The sequence below is a fragment of the Georgenia deserti genome, from assembly GCF_042680605.1.
Taxonomy (GTDB): domain Bacteria; phylum Actinomycetota; class Actinomycetes; order Actinomycetales; family Actinomycetaceae; genus Allobogoriella; species Allobogoriella deserti.
Window position 1 is genome coordinate 143,107 of sequence record NZ_JBHUEE010000010.1, and the last position, 18,672, is coordinate 161,778.

The following is an 18,672-nucleotide window of genomic DNA, read 5'->3' on the forward strand; positions in this document are numbered from 1 at the left end:
GTCCCGGTGCCGTGATGCGAGATCGTGACCTGCCGCGAGGAGGCGCGCTCGGCGAATTTCTGTACCGTCGGAGACGACGACGTTCGTGTGTCCGACCGCGGACGTGAGGGGGAACGGTCTTGGTCCAGCGTCCGGATGCGCCAGGTCCCGGCAGGGACCGCGAGGTCGACCCTGCCCCGCACGTCGGGCAACGACCCGACGACGCCGCCGAGAACGGTGAGCACGAGGGCTCGAGCCTGGAAGAAGTGCCCGACGCCATCCGCGAGGAGGAGGACCCCGGCGAGAAGAAGGGGCGGGGCCGCAACGCGGCCCTCGGCGCGGTGATTGTCGCCGTGATCGCGGCCGGGGTGCTGTTCGGCGTCCTCAGCGGTGGCGACGGCAGCGACGCGGCGGCACCGGCCGCGGCCACCGAGCCGTCGCCGACCGCGGACGAACCTTCCGCCGTGGTACCGGTGGAGCCCGCCGGCGCCCCCGCCCAAGGGGCCGACGTGGCGCCCACCGACCAGGTGGTCCCCGTCGGAACGACCGCCCGGGTAGGCGACTTCGAGGTGACGTTCCGCGCCACGAACCCGGACGCGGCGGACGAGGTCGCCGGCGGGGATCGGACCTACGCCGATCAGCTCGGGCCGGGCGACGTGCTCGCCACGGCCGAGGTGACCGTACGCAACACCGGTGACCGCGCCCTCGATCCGGCCGTCGATCTGCTGGCCGGATTCGTCGGTGGCGACGGCCGCGAGTACGACATGCTGCGCGGCCAATTCTGCATGGCCGAGGACAGCCTGTACGACGTCGGCAACATGCCACCCGGCGGCGAGGTGACCGGGACCGTGTGCCAGGGCATGCCGGCCGAAGCCGTTGCCGCCGGCGTGTGGGTGCTCCGGCCCGCGGCGGACTACGGACAGGTGACGCACTTCGCACTCCGGTGAGCGCCTGGCAGCATGATGCGTTGAGATAGGGCGTGTCGCGTCGTGCGGCGACGACGGTCGTCACCGCGAAGGAGGCAGAGCGTGCACCGGCAACGACCAGGACCGCCCCGGGGACGACCGCGTGCGCCGCGCGTCTTCACACTCGTCGGGCTCGTGCTCGCCGCACTCCTCGTGACGCCGGGAGCTGCCGTGCCGGCCGCAGCGGCACCGGTGCTGGTGGAGGAAGGTGAGCTGGAGGCGGTCGACGGCACGACGGACACCCTGACCGTCGACGTCCCGGACGGGGTGAGTCCGAGCAGGGTGACCGGCACCCTCGCTTCCTCCTACGAGGGCGGGACCGTCGACCTGCTCATCGGGGACGAGGTCGTCGCGAGCCACGCCGGGTCCGGCAGCCGGCCGGTGGACGTCGACGTCCCGGCGGGTTCCGTCGTCGACCGCGAGCTCGAGGTGGCGCTCCGGTACACCGTCGCCGACCCCGCGACCGAGGAGATCTGCCGCGCCCTGGAACCCACCACCGGGAGCCTGACCGACCTGGAGGTCCACTACGAGGGAACGGAGGCACCGCCGTCGACCGTCGGCGACTTCTTCCCGGCCACCAGCCCACTGCTCGTCGCACAACTACCGGAACACCCGTCCGAGGCGCAGATCCAGGCCGCCCTCACCGCCGTCGCGTCCCTGTCCTGGCGGTACGGCGCGCCCACGGACGTCCGGATCGGCGCCGAGGACGAGACGTTCACCGATCCGGCCGCGGGGACCCGTGCCGTCCGGTTCGTCGAAGAGCCCTCCGGCTCGGACGGCGCCGCGGCGCACATCGAGGACTCCGGCGACGTGCCGGCGCTCGTGCTCACCGGGAACGCGGACCAGCTGCATGCGGCGGCCACGGCGTTGCGCGACCCCGCCATATCGCTCGGCAACGCCGCGTCCGTCGAGGATCTCGCCCGGTCGGCGAGCGAACGGCGCCCCGGCCTGACCCGTAGCCTCGCCGATGTCACCGGCAGCGACCGGCTCGAGTTGGCCGGCTGGGGCACCACCGAGGCCTATGTCGGCGTCCGGCAGGACCTGTTCTCGGGCCCGATCGATCACCTTGACGTCCACGTGACCGGGACGCACACCGCTGTCCCGGCCGACTCGTGGGTGCAACTCGACCTGCTCGTCAACGACCGCCTGGTCGATTCCGTCGCGCTGCCACCGCAGTCCGAGGACCGGCCGGACGTGCGGTTCGACCTCGACGCGAACGTCGCCGCGGCGCACCTGACCGCCGAGACCGGGGTGGTCCTGAGACTGAGTGCCCTGCCGGCCGAAGGGCGCTGCGTCCGCGGTCCGGACACCCTGCCGCTGTCCGTCGACGTCGACACCGCCGCCTCGACGGTCGAGGCCTCCCGGGGCACGAGCGTGTCCGGTTTCGACAGGTTCCCTCAAGCGTTCGCAGGGGAGCTACCCGTTGCAGTCCGGGGTGACGGCGACGAGCGGGCCGAGCGAGCGACGCGTGCCGGTGACCTCGTCAGTGCGCTGCAACGCGCCGCGGCCTACCCGGTCGACGTGACGCTCGAGGCCGCGGACGACCTGGTCGGCGGCGGTCGCAACGGGATGGTCGTCGGCGCCACGGATGAGGACGCGGAAGCGGTAGGCGCCCCGCTTCGCCTGAGCACCGTGCGCGACCTCACCCACCCCGATGCGCTCTTCTCCGTGAGCAGCACGGAGCCGTTCGCGGCCCTGCAGGCCGCCTCCGCCGACGGTCGTGACGTGCTTCTGCTCGGCGCCTGGCCGGGATCGGACGAATCTGCGGCGACCACGTCGCTGGAGCAGGAGCTGACCGGAGAGCCGATCGCCGAGAACTGGTGGGACCTCGACGGTGACGTGCTCGTCGCGACAGGCGATTCCGAGCCGTTCTCGCTCGAGAGCGGTACCGCAGGAGCGCAGAACGCCGAGGACCGCGCGCCGGAGGCCGACCGCGACGGCATGTGGTGGTGGATCGGCGGGGCACTCGTCGTCGTGCTGCTGCTCGCGGGTGCCGGCCTGCTGGCGAACCGTCGTCGGCGCCGCCGCATCGCCGAGCTCGTCGACGCCCAGGAAGCTGCCGAACGCCACGGGGACCAGGGCGAGTCCCCGGAACAACCGGACGAGCGGACGCCATGAGCACGACGGCGCATGCGGCGCGGATCGGCGACATCCTCGTTGACCGGGGCCTCGCGACGCCGGAGCAGATCGAGGACGCCCTCGCCCGCCAGCGGAGTGAGGGCGGCACCCTCGGTCAGCAGCTCGTCACGGCCGGTGTGCTCACGCGGCTCGAGCTCTACGGTGCCCTGGCCGACCAGTGGGACGCGCCGCTGGTCGACCTCGTCGCGGATCCACCGCAGCGTGACCTGGTCACGCGCCAGCCCTACTCGCGGATCCTCAACCAGGGGTGGGTCGCGTGGCGCGGGGATCCGGTCGGCGAACTGACCGTGGCCACCACCGTGGCGCCGACCGAGACACTCCGGTCCCAGATCCAGGAGGAGTTCCCGCAGGCGGACGTCCGGCTCGTCACCACGACCGACTGGGATCTCTGGCGCGCCGTCGAAGCCAGCCATCGCCAGGAGTTGCTGTACCTCTCCCAGGACAAGCTGTCAGTCGACGACCCGAACGCCTCCGCGCGCTCCGGCCTCCGGCTGTGGCAGAACGCCGGCCCGATCGTGCTCATGGTCGCGCTGCTCGGGTGGATCGTGCTGCAACCGCTGACCGCTTTCGCCGCCATCCTCACCGCCGCGAATGCGATCTTCCTGCTCAGCATCGTGTTCAAGACAATCTCCGGGATTCTGGCGCCGCTGCGGGCGTACCGCCGCAACCGCGACCGGCTCTGGGAGATGCAGGAGCGGGAGCGCCGCGGACTGGATCCGCTCTGGCATCACGACCGTGACGACGCCGAGCTGCCGGTCTACACCGTGCTGATGCCGGTCTTCCACGAAGCCAACATCGTAGAGAAGCTCGTCACCAACATCGGCGCCCTCGACTACCCGAAATCGAAGCTCGACGTGCTTCTGCTGCTCGAGGAGTCCGACACCGAGACGATCGAGCGCGCCCGGGCGATGCGTCCGCCCGCCTACGTCCGGCTCGTCGTCGTGCCTCCCGGACGACCGCAGACCAAGCCGCGGGCCTGCAACTACGGCCTGGCGTTCGCCCGCGGGGAATACGTGGTGATCTACGACGCCGAGGACCAGCCCCACCCCGACCAGCTCCGCAAGGCGGTCGCCGCATTCGACCGGGACCGGATCGAACGGGAGGTGCTCGGGCGGCGCGACCAGAAGCCGCTCGCGTGCGTCCAGGCGTCCCTGACGTATTTCAACGCCGACTACAACGTCCTCACCCGGATGTTCGCCACGGAGTATGCGCACTGGTTCGAGGCGATGCTGCCGGGGATGGACAACACGAAGATCCCGATCCCACTGGGCGGCACCTCGAACCACTTCCACACCGAACGGCTCCGCGAGCTCGGCGCCTGGGACCCGTGGAACGTCACGGAGGACGCCGACCTCGGCCTGCGCGCCTCCGTCAAGGGCTACCGGGCCTCCGTGATCGACTCCTCCACCGCCGAGGAGGCCACCTCCCGGACCGGCGCGTGGATCCGCCAACGCACGCGTTGGATCAAGGGCTACATCGTCACCTCGGCGGTCAACACCCGCCATCCCGTCCAGTTCGCGCGGCGAGTCGGCGTGCGCGGCGTGATCGGGATGATCGGCCTGATCATGGCGACGCCGCTGGCCTTCCTCTTCTACCCGATCTCGCTGGCGTTCACGGCACTGACCTACATCGGGGTGCAGTTCATCGGCCTGCCCATGCCGGCACCGGTCGTGCTCGTCAGCATCGTCACCTTCGTCGTCGGCAACGCCGCCATGATCGTCTCCGCCTTCCTCGCCGCCACCTGGCGGTACAACTGGCGGATCGGCGCGTTCGCCGTCTTCTCCAACGTCTACTGGCTGCTGCACGGCTGGGCCGCGTGGCGTGCCCTGTTCCAGGTCCTGCGCGACCCGCACACCTGGGAGAAGACCCCGCACGGCCTGACCGAGCAGTACGAGAGCACGGTGAACGTCTCGTGAGCCCTTCACCCACCGAACCGGGCCAGGCCCCTCGCGGGCCGGACCGCACCAAGATCGCCTACGTGCTGCCCACCTACAACGAGGGCGAGAACGTCGAGGCCTTCTACGACGTCCTGGCCGGCGCGGTCGCCGAGCGTGAGGACCTGGACTTCGAGCTGATCTACATCGACGACGGCTCCGGCGACGACTCCCTCGCCCGGCTGCGACGGCTGCGCGCCGCGGATCCACGGGTGACGATCATTGCCTTCTCACGCAACTTCGGCCATCAGATCGCCGTGACGGCCGGGATCGACCTGGCCGCCCAGGTCGGGGCGGACGCCGTCATCGTCATGGACACCGACCTGCAGGACCCACCGGCGCTGAGCCTGCGGATGATCGAGCTGTGGGAGCAGGGCGTCCAGGTGGTCTACGCGCAGCGGCACCACCGCCAGGACACCGTCTTCAAACGCACGACGGCGAAGGCGTTCTACTACCTGCTCGACAAGGTCACCGAGGCGCGCATCCCGCGGGACGTCGGCGACTTCCGCCTCATGGACCGCGACGTCGTCGCGGAGGTGGTCAAATACCGCGAGCACAGCCGGTTCGTCCGCGGGATCGTCGCGAACGTCGGGTTCCGGCAAGAGCCGCTCGAGTTCGACCGCGACGCCCGCCACGCAGGCCGGACCCACTATTCGCTCGGCAAGATGCTGCGCCTGGCTTCGGACGGGCTGTTCTCCTTCTCCACCCTTCCGTTGCAGATCGCGAACGTGCTCGGCGTGGTCGTCGCGGCCGTGTCGGTGCTGGTCGGGCTGTTCACCGTGGTCGCCTACGCCTTCGACCCCTTGGGACTGCACCCCCCGGGGTGGGCGCTGCCGGCCGTCGGCATCTTCTTTCTCGGGGGCGTGCAGCTGCTGATGATCGGCATGGTGGGGGCGTACGTCGGACGGACGTACCTGGAGGTGCTGGACCGGCCGCTGTACTCCGTGGCGCGGCTGGAACGCGGTGTGCCCGGCGCCCATGACGAGGACGCCCTCGATCCGAGCTGGTCCGGCCGGGGTCACTCGATCCTGCGGTAGACGCCGAAGTTGCCTTGCTGGTGGACCAACTCGTACGCGGCATGGAATGACAGGTCCTCTGCCAGGGCGTCGTTGACGAGATCGATGGAGCCGGCGGTTCCGCCCTGGGTCTGCTCGAGATGCATCAGCACCCAGCGCACGTGCGCACTCGGTCGCTCCAGCGCCGCCGTGAAGTGTTCGCCTGCGGCGCGGTTGTCGATCTCGTCGAGCGGAATACCCAGCAGCGGCGTCACGGACAGAGCTTCGGATCCCTCATCCATGAGGAGGCCCCCGCCGTCGTAGTGCGCGTTGAGCCAGCGTGCCGACGCCTTCGCATCGAGCGCGCTGCGATGGCCGATCTCAGCCTCTTCGATGACACTCATCCGGGTGCCGGGATCCCCGGCCCACCAGAGGTTTTGTCCGGCCAGCGCCAGGACGACGATTCCGACGGCGGCTGCCGATGCCGCGGTGAATCGCCGGTCCCCACCCGAGCGGTGTCCGTGCCTCTTCCCGGTCGTCCGGACCACCTGATGAGCGAGATAGGCCGAGAGGAGGGCGGCCCAGGGGATGGCCGAGAGCGCGTAGCGATTGTTGTAGGCCCCTTGGGGCATCGACATGTCGTTGGTCATGATGTGCTGTCCGCCGACGAGGCTCACCAGCAGGAAGGCCGTCGAGGTGCCGGCCAGCCAGATCACCAGCGCCCGGTTGTCGATGCCCCACCGCCACGTCATGAGCGCGAGACCGACTCCCGCGAGCAGCACCGGCACCAGGCCGACGTTCTCCACGATCGCCCATCCCAACACCTTCGCCGAGAGGCCGAGGTTGCCGTCCGTGGTGAGCTGGTCGCCGAAGACCTCGGTGAACGCCGCCGCCGAGTAGTCACCGGTGAGGAACTCAAGGGGGTCGCCATACCAGCTCATGTTGTATGCCAGCCACCAGGCGGCGGCCCCGGCGGGCACGGCCGCGAACGAGAGAGCCAGGACAAGCGCCCGGGGCAGCCCGTCACCCCGGCGGATCACGACGAACATCACGAAGACCGCGCCACTGACCACGAGGGCCCACCCCTCGTAACGGGTGAGCACGCCGGCGGCGGCGGGGATACCGGCGAAGACCGCGAGCTCACCACCACTGAGCTTTCTCCGGCTGAACGTCCAGCCGGCGAGGCCGGCGATGCACGCGGTGATCGCGGCGATGAGTACCGGCTCGGTCAAGGCCGTCGTGCTCGCGTACAGCAGGCTCGGGTTGGCCAGGGTGACGAGCACGGCGACCATCCGCCCGGCGAGGCCGAACCCGAGCCGGGCGGCGATGCGGAAGGTGGCGCAGGTGGCCACGCCGAGGCACAGCGCCCCGAGGATGGCGGCAGCGATGCCGGTCTCGAAGAGCCACATGCTCTGCACGAACGGCAACAGCAGCAGGTGCGGTAGCGGCAGCCAGACCGTGCCGAGCTGCTGCAGACCCGGGTTCTGACCGTCCAGGATCCGCGCGGCGATCGTCAGGTGCGCCATGGAGTCGCCGTAGTCCATGTTGCTGCCCGTCCCGACGGTGTAGACCGCGGCTGCGGCACTGACGAGGACGCCGAGGAGGAACATCCACACCGACCCCGGGACGCGGCGGCCCGCCGGGGGCGCCGCGAGGGCGACGAGAAGGCCGCTCAGACCCCGGCGTCGCGGCCGTGACGCCCCGTGTTCCTCCTCGTACCGGATCCGGTCTTCGTCGCCGATGTGCCCGTTGTCGTCGCGATCAGGGGACAGCTCGGATCCTCGGCGACGGCGCAGGACGAGGAGGACCAGCAGGACCCCCAGGCCACCGGCGAACCACCAGATGATCCGGCCGGCCTCGTCAGTGCGCTCGGCCTGCGGGATGACCCCTTCGTCGGACATGCTGAACGGCGCCACGCTGTCGGTGGCCAGGAAGAGGTTGTCGACCAGTTGTGACCAGCCGCGCTCCTGCGCCGCCGCGGCCGCGGCCCGGGTGAGGTCCGCCGGATAGGCGTCCGTGGGATCCCAGCCGCCGAGCAGGACGACGGCGCCCTGATCGTCTCCGCGGCCGAAGGCCTGCAGGGCCGCGAAGCGGTTGCCCGAGCCGATCGGGTAGTCCTCCTCCCAGAAGTCGCGCAGGTGCATGGAGGAATACCGCAGGGGGGAGACGAGCGTGCGGGCATCGGTGTTGTCCGCGCCGACGAGCAGCCCCGAGCCTCCGTCGAGGATCTGCTCGGATGCGACGAGCTCCACGGCGAGCGGGCGGGTCGCCTCACGCTGGAGGGCCGCCACCAGGTACGAGGCGTCCCTGAGCGCGGCAAGACGGTCCTCGGCACCATCGCCCACCGCGACCGGGAGCGTGCCGGTCAGCGCCTGCGGGAACATCGCGAAACCGTCGGTGCCGCCCGGGCCGCGCGTGACGTCGATCCGCGACGCCGCCGGATCCACATCCACCGCGACGGGGACCTCCCGGGTGAGGAGATCGCAGCGTTCGGCAGCGGTCGGGGCCGTGAGCACGAGAGTGAGCCGGGAACTCGCGCTCAGGTCGGGCAGGCCCACATCGGCCGAGACCTCGGTGTCGTCCGGATCGAGGACCTCGCGGTGCACGGTCTCGCCGTCGAGTCGGACCTCGAGCCGTGCCCGCAGGTCACGGGGCAGGGCGGTGTGGCGAGCTTCCAGATGGAGCCGCGCGTCGTGGACGGGGCCGCCGAAGGCGTCCTGCCGGAGGGTGAAACCGGACTCCATGCGGCTCGGGGTGAGTAGCTGCATGGCGGGCGCACCGAGATCCGCGAGGGTCGCGCTGGTGGGCGCCGAGGCCAAGGAAGTACCCGCCGGATCCGGCGACCCCAGAGCGGTGACCGAGCGTTCGAGGTCCTCAAGCGGACCGGTCAGCACCAGGGTGGGAACGCCGTCCTCGACCTCGACTCGCTCGGGTACCGGCGCGGCCGCTTCCCGGAGGTGCACGGCACGCACGCCGAGTCCGTCGGGCGAGCGCTCTGCCTCGGTGGTGAGCCGGATCGTCGTGCTCGGGTCGGGATACCGGGTCACCAAGGACGCCGCGGCGGACAGTGCCGATTCGAGGACGCGGTCGGAGGCGTCGGCGTCGATCAGGACGTCCACCGACGGGCTGTACTGGGGGAAGAAGTCCGCGGGGTGCGTCGGGACCGTCTCCGTACCGGCCGCACGCAGACGGAGGTCGGTCACGGTGACGGCGGCCGCGTCGGTGAGGCAGCGACGGCCGGTGGTCTCGCCAGCGTCACGTGTCCCGGCGGCGCGACGCCGGACTGTGAGGTCGACGGGGACGGTGCGGCGGCCGTCGTCGGCCGTCGTGATGTCGCGGCGCTCGACCTGGACCGCGACGTCGGTCCCGCCGTCGTGGGCGACGCGAGCCAGCGGCAGCCGAGCCGCCTCGCGCCCGGCGACCATCATGACGAACTCGTCGCCCTCCTGCGCGGGGAGGAGCGGCCCGTCCAGTGAGACCGACGTGAGGAGTTCGGCCGGCGTCACCCCCTGGGGAACCGGCACATCGATCGTGGCGCGCTCGTCGGGACCGAGGGTGCTGGCGCCGGGGAGGGCAAGTGTGTCGCCGTTGTCCGCGTGCGCCCTGCCCGATGGTGCGCCGACGAGGACTGTCGCGCCCAGGAACAGCACCACGATCGTGCGGACCATGCGGCGCACCACGACCTCCTCGTGCCGACGCCGGAACGCCGGTCGGCCTCGCGCGGTACCGGACAGGGCCCACGGTACTGACCGGGGACGTCGGCGGCATGGGATGCGGTGCCAAGATGTGCCGCAGACGACTTGGGGAATTGTGTCCGGGTCCGTCGCCACGCAGCAGATCTGCGACGGCGGCCCTAGATTGGCGTCATGACCAGCAACGGCGGGTGGGGGCCCGGCAGCCGGTCACGTCCCCGGGGCACTGCCGACCGGGTCGGCCGGTTCGCCGGCGTAGGCGTGCTCAACACGCTGATCGACATGGGTGTCTACGCCATCCTCGTGCCGCACCTGAGCATCGTGCCGTCGACGATCATCTCCACCGCGTGCGGGATGCTCTTCAGCTTCCTCGTGAACGCGTTCTTCGTCTTCGGCGCGCACCGGGTGACCTGGAAGGCGGCCGTCCAGTTCTTCGGCTTCAACGCCATCAACCTGTGGCTCCTCCAACCCGTGATAATCCTGGCGCTCAACGCGGTCATGGAGCCGGTCCTCGGGCACTCCTACGTCGCCGCCCTCGCGGCGAAGGCAGGCAGTCTGGTCGTGTCCGCCACCATCAACTTCCTCGTGTACGACCGCTATATCTGGCCGCGCACGGCGGTGCCGACCGAGGCGCCACCATGGGCGGAGGGAGCGTCGTGACCGCGCCCGCCCACCAACCGAACTCCCGTCCGACCACGCCACTCGCCGGTCACGTCATGGACGCCATCCTGCTCGCCGGCGCGATCAGTGCCGTCGTGTTCGGGTTCTCCCGGTGGCGCAGCGGTGTCCCCGAGATCGACGCCCAGGCCCTCGGATTCGCGGTGCCGGTGCTGCTGGTGCTCGGCGCCGGAGCCCTGATCACGGTACGCAACCCCTTGCGGAACGAGCTGCCGAGCATCCTCGGTGCCCTCCTCGCCGTCTCGGTGATCGTCCTGGACCCGGACGGGCCCAGTCTGTTCCCCGTCTGGGCGCTGCTCGTCCCGGTGGTCTACCTGCTCGTGCGCCGGGGAGACCCACTCATCTTGCCGCGCGCAGCCATCACCGTCTGGGCCGGTACCGCGATGGTCTGGGCGAACGAACCGGTCGATCTCGGATCCTCACCGTATGCTCAGGCCTTCATGGGGGTGGCGCTGTACGTGGCGGTCGTGCTGCTCCTCATCCACCTGTGGGACCGGACCCACGGCATCCGCACCACCCGCCGCCTCACACCGCGGGCGGCGGTGGTCGCTGTCGTGTGCGTTATGTATGTGGCTCTGGTCATTATCGCGCTGAACCTGGTCGCCGACGGCCGGTCCTGGGCCGATGCCGCGGCCATGACCCTGATCTTCCTGCTCGCGCTGGCACTCGCCTGGGTGGCCGGGCAGTTCCAGCGGGCGACGGCGACGACGGCCGTCCTGCTGGAGGCCACGCGCCGCAGCCCGTGGCCGGTTGACGAGGCCGAAGGGATCCTCGCAGACCTGCTCGCTCGGACGATCCGCACAGGCAACATCACCTTCCAGGACGCACCCGGGGGCGAGGACACGTTGAGCGTCCCGGTGCGGCCTGGACGCCACGTCGTGATCCGCCGTTCGTCGGCCGACCAGATGTTCACCCGCGAGGAACGTGCCCTTGCCGCCGGTATGGCCTCGTTCGCCTACACCGCATATCTCCAGGACGAGCGCGAGGCCAAGCTCGTCGCCGAGGCCACGACCGACGACCTCACCGGCCTCCTCGTGTACTCGTACTGGCGCGCCGAACTTGCGCAGGCGATGGCGCGCCGTAGGGCCGGTGAGCACATCGCCGTCGTCTTCATCGATCTCGACCATTTCAAGCAGTTCAACGAGGACTACGGGCATCTCGCCGGCGACACCGTCCTCGCGGCGATCGGTCGGCGACTGCACAGCCACTCGCGGCAGTGGCGGTTCGCCCGGTTCGGCGGCGACGAGTTCGTCGGGCTCGGACGGGAAGTCCCGGGCCGGGCGGAGCTGGACCGGCAGTGCGCGGAGCTCACCCACCTGATTAGCGAGCCGATCTCGTCCGGTTCGGAACAGCTGCTCGCGTCGGCGACGGTCGGCCGTGCGATGTCGACCGACCCGAAGGACGACGTCGAGGCACTCATCGGTGTCGCGGACGACGACCTCCGCCGTCGCAAACGACTGCGTGAGCGCCAAGAAGCCCCGGCAGACGAGGAGATCGTCCGCTCGCTCCTCGCGGGCGGGGTCGACGTGGCGTACCAACCGATCGTCGACCTCCGCACCGACGAGGTAACGGGCTGGGAGGCGCTGCTGCGCGGTAGCGTCGGTGAGTACGGACCGCTTGAGCCGATCGATCTCGTCGCGGCGGCCGCCCGGCTCAACGCGCTCGACGCCGTGACGCGGAGCCTCGGCGAACAGGCGATCGATCTCGTCGAGGAGGCAAGTCGTCGGCTCGACCGTCGCATGACGGTGGCGATCAACGTCGAACACCACCAACTCCGGAGCGACGGCGACCTGCTGCCTTGGCTCATCGCACGGGCGGACCGGGTGTCGTGCCTCATCGCCGTGCAGCTGACCGAACGTGGCGGCGAACCGTGGACGAGCACGTACACAGAGGTCGCGGACACCCTGTCTCGTCACGGCGTGAAGATCGTGCTGGATGACTTCGGATCCGGCTTCTCGCGCTTGAACTCGCTGGCTACGCGGCAGTGGGATGGGGTGACGTTGAGCCGGTCCCTCATGGTGCACGGGGTGCGCGGGCCACAGTTGCTGCGGAATCTCACGGCGATGTTGCATGACCTCGGGGTGCCGGTGACTGTGGAAGGGCTGGAGACCGCGCACCAGGTGGATATCGCCCGGTCCGCCGGCGCACAGTTCGGACAGGGCATTCATCTGGGTGGACCGGCTCCCGCCGAGAGCGTGCACCGGCTCGTCGCCGGCGGCAATCTGCACTGGCAGCCCTCGACGAACTCCTGGCACGCCCGGCGGAACAGGGGAGACGGATGAGTGCCGGACGGCAGCAGCCCACGGGGTCGACTCGTGCACCGGCCGCGCGACTGGCTCCGACGCGGGTGCTGATCGCGCGGGCGTGGACGACTGCACCGTGGATTGCGAGCCGGGAACTGATGCGGTGGACGACCGCCGCCCTGTTCGTCGTCTACGGGCTCAGCACTCTTGTCGCCACCCACTTCCTCGACCTGGCGGCGCAGTACCAACCGGTCATCGCAGCGATCAGCGGGAGCAGTCTCACCTTCGGTATCGCCGTCATCCTCAGTGGACGGTGGATCCCACAACTCCCACGTGCGGCCCACCACACGGTACTGGTGGTTCTCACCTTGCTCATTGGTTTCACGGCACACTCTGCGGGTAACTATCCCGACCAGCGTGCGTCCTCTCTCGTCGCGATGCTGATGCCCCTCCTTCCGGTCCTGCTCGGCGCCGCGGCCCTGTTCTCGCTCCGGGCCGCAACTCTGCACCTGATCGCCGGCGGAGTCGTGGCCGTGTGGGTTCTCGCGGCTTCGGGCATCCCGTCCGGAGCCGCGATCCTTGCGGCGTCGAGCACGTTGGCGGCGACGGTCATGGTGGCCGTATTGGCGCGCCAGGCGACCGCCGCCGAGTGGGACGCGCTCACCGGATTGCGCAATCGTCGTGGCTTCCTTCGGGAGGTCGAGCTCGCCGTCGGGCGGGCTGACGCTGGCGAGCACGCGCTCGGGCTGGTGATGCTCGACCTCGATCAGCCCGAACGCGTCGGCGCGAGGTCGGGCCCGCGCGCGGGGGACCTGCTAATCGCGGAGACCGCCCGACGGTGGTCCGCGCGGTTGCCTGAGGACGTGCTGCTCAGTCGCTACGGGGGAAGTATGTTCGGGTTGCTCGTCACGGGTCGGCGCCTCGGGGCCGTGACCGATCTGGCGGACGAGACGCGCACAGACGTGCCGGCGGATGTGACGGCTTCCTCAGGCGTCGCCGCATGGGTGCCCGGTGAGACTGCGGCGGCCCTCGTCGCCCACGCGCAGACCGCCCTGGCGCAGGCGAAGGCGGCCGGCCGGGGCCGGACAGTCGTCCACGGGGACCCATGGCACACGGCCAGCCGTATCGAGGCAGCTCTCACCAACGGCGAAATGTTCCTGCTCTACCAACCAATCGTCGATCTGGATAGTGGGCGCATCCGCTCGTTCGAGGCGTTGATCCGATGGCGCGACCCGCGCCGGGGCATCGTGCCGCCGCTGGAGTTCATCCCCCAGGCGGAGGCGACTGGAGCGATCCACGCCGTCGGGCGCTGGACGGTGGGCCGGGTGTGTCGGGACGTCATGGCCGCGCCGGATCATCGACGGCCGGTCAGCATCAACGTCGCCGTCTCGGAACTGCGGAACCCGCGGTACGCGTCGGGCATCGCCGGAGTGCTGGAGGAGTGGGGGATGCCGGGAGAGCTACTCATCATCGAGGTCCTCGAACGAGACTTCGACGACGATCCGCAGATCAACCGGTCCTTGGAGGAGTTGCGTGCCCTCGGATGCCTCATCGCGCTTGACGACTTCGGCGCCGGCTATTCGTCGCTGGGACGCCTGCACACCATGCCCATCGATGCCATCAAGGTCGACGGCGCGCTCGTCATGGCGATCCCGGAGGACGACGACGAGGCCCCCATCCTCGAGGCGGTCGGGGAGATGGGCCGTAGACTGGGGGTGCGGCTAGTGGGCGAGCACGTCGAGACCCGGCACCAGGCCGAGGTCCTGGGCCGGCTCGGCTTCGCACGGGGGCAGGGATACTTCTTCAGCCCCCCGGTGAACTGGGAGACGGCGCAGCGGCTGGACTCTTTGCCTTAGGCGTGCCGACGAACCGGCAGCCGCAGCCCGCGCGGACAGATGCCGAAGGCACGGCCTTCCGGGGCGATGCCTCGCGCTTTCAGGCCTGATGGCTCCCGCGAGTGGACTCGAACCACTAACCGTCCGGTTAACAGCCGGATGCTCTGCCGATTGAGCTACGCGGGATCGCGACCCGAGAACTTTAGCAAAGCGACGGGGGCGCCGGCCCCGTCCGGCGGGGTCCTGGCGTGCTATGTGGGCAGTCCCACAGCAGCCCGTGTGCGGTGCTCCAGCTCGTCGATGATCCGCTGCTCCTCGGTGTCGCCGCGCAGCGGACCGCGCGCCTGGACCTGGGAGAGCAGCTCGCCGCTCTCCTCCCGGCGGACGAACACGTGCACCCAGGTTCCGTTGGGGAGCCGGCCGGCCTCGGTGTGCACCACCGAGGACTGCACCCGTTCGCGCAGCGCCGAGGTGAAGCCCACGACGTCGTCCGTGGCCGTACGCAGCACCAGTGGTTCGGCCCTGCCGTCCACCCACGTCACGGTCACAGTGCGGGCCCCTCCGTCCCAGCGGCCCTGCTCGACGGTGTGCCAGGGATGATCAGCTGTCACGCCGTCGTCGGAGGCCACGAGCAGCCGATCGGTGGTGACGAACGCCCACGCGCCGTCCGCCAGTTCCGTGGCGGCGTGCACGCGACCATGCGGAAGGTGCGCGCGGATCTCGTGAGGTGGGCGGGCCGTGCGACGGAGGAGGATCACACCACCACGGTAGCGACCGGTCGGCCCTCGCCTGCACCGCGGGTCGGTACTCTTGACGGCGGCCGCGGCAGCCCGCGGCAGGCCCCTGTAGCTCAGCTGGTCAGAGCAGCGGACTCATAATCCGTCGGTCGCGGGTTCAAGTCCCGCCGGGGGCACCGTGATCGCGTATGACTTCGCCTGATTGATGTCGTTCGGTCTTTCGGTTGAGGGGTACGGCCTCTTCGGCTGATTGATGACACTCCCGTTGTACGCGGGAGATGAGTGGCTGAGCAGAGATGCCAGGCCGTGCTGGCAGTGGTCAGTGACGGCAAGACGGTCACGCACACGGCGACCCGGTTCGGTGTGACACGCAAGACCGTGGTCGGGACACCGAGTCGGCGATCTCGCGGTTACGCCAGTCATAACCGAGCTGGGATCCGCGGAAGATCGTGTTTGAGCTGGGCCGGCGTGGTCTGGAGCTGGTTCAGCACTTGGGACGCAGGTGAGTTGTGGCAGCAACGATGCCGAAGGCACGCACGTCGGCAGGCCACGTGCAGCGAGGACGAAGCCGAACGTGACGAGGTGCTAGTGTCGATGTGACGTAGCTAACGAGCAGGGGACTAGATCGTGAATTTTCGAACGGCTGGGGTCGGCATCGCTGTAACTTCGCTGCTGCTTCTCGCCGGGACAGACGGCGACAGTCGCTGCAGAGCCAGTTCGCCCCGAAGGACTTAGTAGCACAGAAGTCGCTGAACTCCACGCCATTCTAGAGGAGCGCGGGATCGATCGTGCTCACTGGGGTGAGATGCGCGAATCGATCGAGCAAGGAGAACTTCTCGATGCGGACAGTGGTGCAGAGCCAGTTGCGATCGAGATTCAGGAGATCGGCCATAGGCTCGTAGAAGCTCGCACATATGCCGATCACTCGGTAGCAATCGTTGAGATCGATGGGTCGCAGGCGACAGAGAGTTCGAAGGTGACATGACGGCGAGAGCGCAAGGCTCGGAGCGATGCTACACGCAAGTCGGCAGGCCTTCGACAATCACGGGATGTCGCATCTATTACGATGGTATTAGTTTCTCCTATTCGTTTAGAATCGACTCGGTTCATACAGGTAGCAATCCTCATCGGTTCACGGATGCACGGGGCGGGACAGTGCATCGAGTCCTATTGCACTCAGTTTCGTTAATTGATCGTGGCGAAGTGTTCGTTAACGAACCACGGAAGGCTCGCTTTAATTTCGCAATTAGCCCACTTAACGTAGGGTCAACGCGCGGCGTGTGGCTGCAGGCCAGTATGAATTCCTCTAATGGCTCAATAGCCGTGACGACGAACCTCTAGGAGGCACTGAAATGCCCGCCATGTACGATATTGTCACGACGGTAGTGGCTGTGCTTCTGCTCGTGCTGATCGTGGCGCTAGTTGTTCGAGTTCGCACTCGACGGCGCCATGGATCCGCGTCGGAGTGGTCGGCAAGAAGCGCAGAGAACAGTGCTAACGGATCGAAGCCAATCCGGTAGCGTGATCCGGGCCACGCGTACGGAACGGTCGGGAGCATCGACCTCGGATGCGGCACCGACCGGGAGGTCGTTGTGGTGGAGTTCACTAGTGAGCGCCGTCCGATACGTCGCGAGTCACACTTGGTTCCACGGGGCGCGCCCGGCCTGGACGTTGGCGCGGCCATCCTGTCGCCGCGTGAACGTGGCGCCGAGCGTCCCCGACCGCATAGGCCAGCCTTCCGCGTGCGTGGTGTCTATCGTAACGATCTTGTCTACGTGTCCCGTAGTCGTCGTGAGGCGACCGGATACGCGGCGAGGTGGCCGAACGGCACTCTCTACCGGGTCCAGCCGACAGGGCCGGTCGGCCCGGATCCGTTGCAGCCTGCGACGGCCTACATGTGCCGAGGTGCCGAAGTGCTTGCCGTGGAGGAGCAAAGCGTCCCCGAGGTTCGGACACCACTGCAACGGACGCTTGACGCCCGGAGCAGCCCCGACGCGATGCCGCCAGGCAGAAGCACGGCGGAAGTAGGGCGAGCCACGCACCAGCCGTCCTAGGTGCCGTGCCGGTCCACACCGCCTCTACACGCGTGGACGACGGGCCGGGGGACGGGGCACGATCACGGCATGAGCAACCCGGAAATGACCCTGGACCTCACCCGTATCCGCACCCTGCGTGCCGACGTGCCGCCGTTGAACCGCGAGACTGCCGACGCCGTGGTTGACGTGTTGGCCAGCGCCTCGCCGTGTGTGGGAGATGTGTGGGTGCCGGTCGAGAACCGTTGAGAAACCACACGTAGCGTCCGGTAGACCGGCACTCGGACAACACCCCGGCAGCGGCGGAATTCCGCCGATTGTGCCCACTGGTGAACACTCATGCGGAGAGCGGGGGCACGACTCATAATCCGTCGGTCGTGGGTTCAAGTCCCGCCGGGGGCACCAATGTGAAGTGTCGGGACATCGTTCACTCGGTGTCCCGGCACTTCTTTGTTTTTGCTGGGTGTGTGTGTCGGGTCATCGTTCCGCTGTTGGGCGGGGTGTGTCGGGTCATGGTTCCGGTGTCGGGTTGATCTTGCTCTGGTAGTCCTTGGCCGGGTCGATGTGGTGTTCGGCGATGATTTCGCCGGTCTGGCGTGCGATGACCATGGTGTTCGGGCCGTGAACGAGGACGAGGACCGGGGTGTGCTTGTGTGCCCTGCCGATGCCGAGGTGGCAGAGCTTTCCTGCGTAGCGCAGGGTGATGCGTCCGGTGTCGTCGACGATGTCGTGCCGGGTCCGCCAGGCGTGCTCGCCGATCGTGACGGTGGGGTGTGCTTTCGGGCGGGCGGTGTAGGCCTGGGCGGGGGTGCGCCGGCCGATCGCTCGGTGGGGCCGCTCGGTGTTGTAGATCAGGGCGAAGGTCTCCAGGACCGTGTTCAACGCGTCGATGTCCTCGGGCGGATCCAGGGCGGCCAGCCAGCGTTTGAGGGTCTGGTGGAGCCGTTCGATCTTTCCCTGGGTTGTCGGGTGGGCGACGGCGCCGTTCTTCTGGGTGATGCCGAGCTGGCTCAGCAGTGTTTCGAACCCGTTGGGCTGTGCCCGGTCACCGTCGGCGCCGCGGGCCAGGCGGGTGGTGTAGACCATGCCGTTGTCGGTCAGGCTCGAGGCGGGATAGCCGTGCTCGGTGGTGGCTTGGGTGAACGTGGTGATGACGGTCTCGCCGGTGATGCGGGCGTGGGCGCTGATGTGGAGCAGGTAGCGGGAGTGGTCATCGAGCCAGGAGATGATCTCGGTGTCACTCCCGTCGGCCAATGGCCAGTGGGTGAAGTCGGATTGCCAGGTCTCGTTCGGGACTTCGGCCTGGAAGCGTTGCCAGGACGAGCGCGGCCGTTTCTGAGGCTGGGGGACGACCTTGCCCTCGCCTCGCAGGATCCGCCAGATCGTCGATACCGACGGCTTCTGCGCGAGCGTGAGCCGGTCGTGGATGGACTCGGCCCCGG

Annotated in this window: 11 protein-coding genes and 2 tRNA genes; 9 read left to right on the top strand and 4 right to left on the bottom strand. The window is 69.0% G+C overall.

Annotated elements, in window-relative coordinates:
* Positions 1-119 precede the first annotated feature (119 nt).
* The 4 genes from ACFSE6_RS16950 (at position 120) to ACFSE6_RS16965 (ending at position 6,054) form a co-directional block, all read left to right on the top strand.
* A complete protein-coding gene (locus ACFSE6_RS16950) occupies positions 120-926 on the top strand; it encodes a DUF4352 domain-containing protein (RefSeq protein WP_388010022.1) in 807 nt (268 codons plus the stop codon).
* 81 nt (positions 927-1,007) lie between these two features.
* A complete protein-coding gene (locus ACFSE6_RS16955; protein WP_388010025.1) occupies positions 1,008-3,062 on the top strand; it encodes a hypothetical protein in 2,055 nt (684 codons plus the stop codon).
* Positions 3,059-4,999 carry a glycosyltransferase gene (locus tag ACFSE6_RS16960; RefSeq protein WP_388010028.1) on the top strand — a complete coding sequence of 647 codons (1,941 nt, stop codon included), beginning with the start codon at positions 3,059-3,061 and terminating at the stop codon, positions 4,997-4,999. Before ACFSE6_RS16955 ends, ACFSE6_RS16960 begins: the two co-directional genes overlap by 4 nt.
* Entirely contained in the window at positions 4,996-6,054 is a 1,059-nt protein-coding gene (locus tag ACFSE6_RS16965; RefSeq protein WP_388010031.1) for a glycosyltransferase family 2 protein, read from the top strand. The genes ACFSE6_RS16960 and ACFSE6_RS16965 overlap by 4 nt, the downstream gene beginning before the upstream one ends.
* Here the strand turns inward: ACFSE6_RS16965 and ACFSE6_RS16970 are convergent.
* Positions 6,036-9,689: a hypothetical protein gene (locus ACFSE6_RS16970; RefSeq protein ID WP_388010034.1), complete on the bottom strand. Its 3,654-nt coding sequence runs from the start codon at positions 9,687-9,689 to the stop codon at positions 6,036-6,038. The genes ACFSE6_RS16965 and ACFSE6_RS16970 overlap by 19 nt on opposite strands.
* Before the next feature lie 189 nt (positions 9,690-9,878).
* On the opposite strand from ACFSE6_RS16970, the gene ACFSE6_RS16975 reads away from it, so the two are divergent.
* The 3 genes from ACFSE6_RS16975 (at position 9,879) to ACFSE6_RS16985 (ending at position 14,481) form a co-directional block, all read left to right on the top strand.
* Positions 9,879-10,364, top strand: coding sequence for a GtrA family protein (locus tag ACFSE6_RS16975; RefSeq protein ID WP_388010037.1), 486 nt, complete (start codon positions 9,879-9,881; stop codon positions 10,362-10,364).
* Positions 10,361-12,664 (top strand): EAL domain-containing protein, encoded by a 2,304-nt coding sequence (locus tag ACFSE6_RS16980; protein ID WP_388010040.1) that lies wholly within the window; start codon positions 10,361-10,363, stop codon positions 12,662-12,664. The genes ACFSE6_RS16975 and ACFSE6_RS16980 overlap by 4 nt, the downstream gene beginning before the upstream one ends.
* A gap of 119 nt (positions 12,665-12,783) precedes the next feature.
* Entirely contained in the window at positions 12,784-14,481 is a 1,698-nt protein-coding gene (locus tag ACFSE6_RS16985) for a putative bifunctional diguanylate cyclase/phosphodiesterase (RefSeq protein WP_388010043.1), read from the top strand.
* 89 nt (positions 14,482-14,570) lie between these two features.
* Here the strand turns inward: ACFSE6_RS16985 and ACFSE6_RS16990 are convergent.
* Together ACFSE6_RS16990 and ACFSE6_RS16995 are read right to left on the bottom strand one after the other, a co-directional pair.
* A tRNA-Asn gene (locus ACFSE6_RS16990) sits at positions 14,571-14,646 on the bottom strand.
* Positions 14,647-14,711: 65 nt separating this feature from the next.
* Positions 14,712-15,218 (bottom strand): hypothetical protein, encoded by a 507-nt coding sequence (locus ACFSE6_RS16995; RefSeq protein ID WP_388010046.1) that lies wholly within the window; start codon positions 15,216-15,218, stop codon positions 14,712-14,714.
* An 81-nt stretch (positions 15,219-15,299) separates the two neighbouring features.
* Here ACFSE6_RS16995 and ACFSE6_RS17000 point away from each other — a divergent pair.
* Positions 15,300-15,373, top strand: a tRNA-Ile gene (locus ACFSE6_RS17000).
* 1,947 nt (positions 15,374-17,320) lie between these two features.
* A complete protein-coding gene (locus ACFSE6_RS17005; protein WP_388010049.1) occupies positions 17,321-17,479 on the top strand; it encodes a hypothetical protein in 159 nt (52 codons plus the stop codon).
* 261 nt (positions 17,480-17,740) lie between these two features.
* Here the strand turns inward: ACFSE6_RS17005 and ACFSE6_RS17010 are convergent.
* On the bottom strand, positions 17,741-18,672 hold a 932-nt coding region (locus ACFSE6_RS17010), incomplete at its 5' end, for an integrase core domain-containing protein (RefSeq protein WP_388010052.1).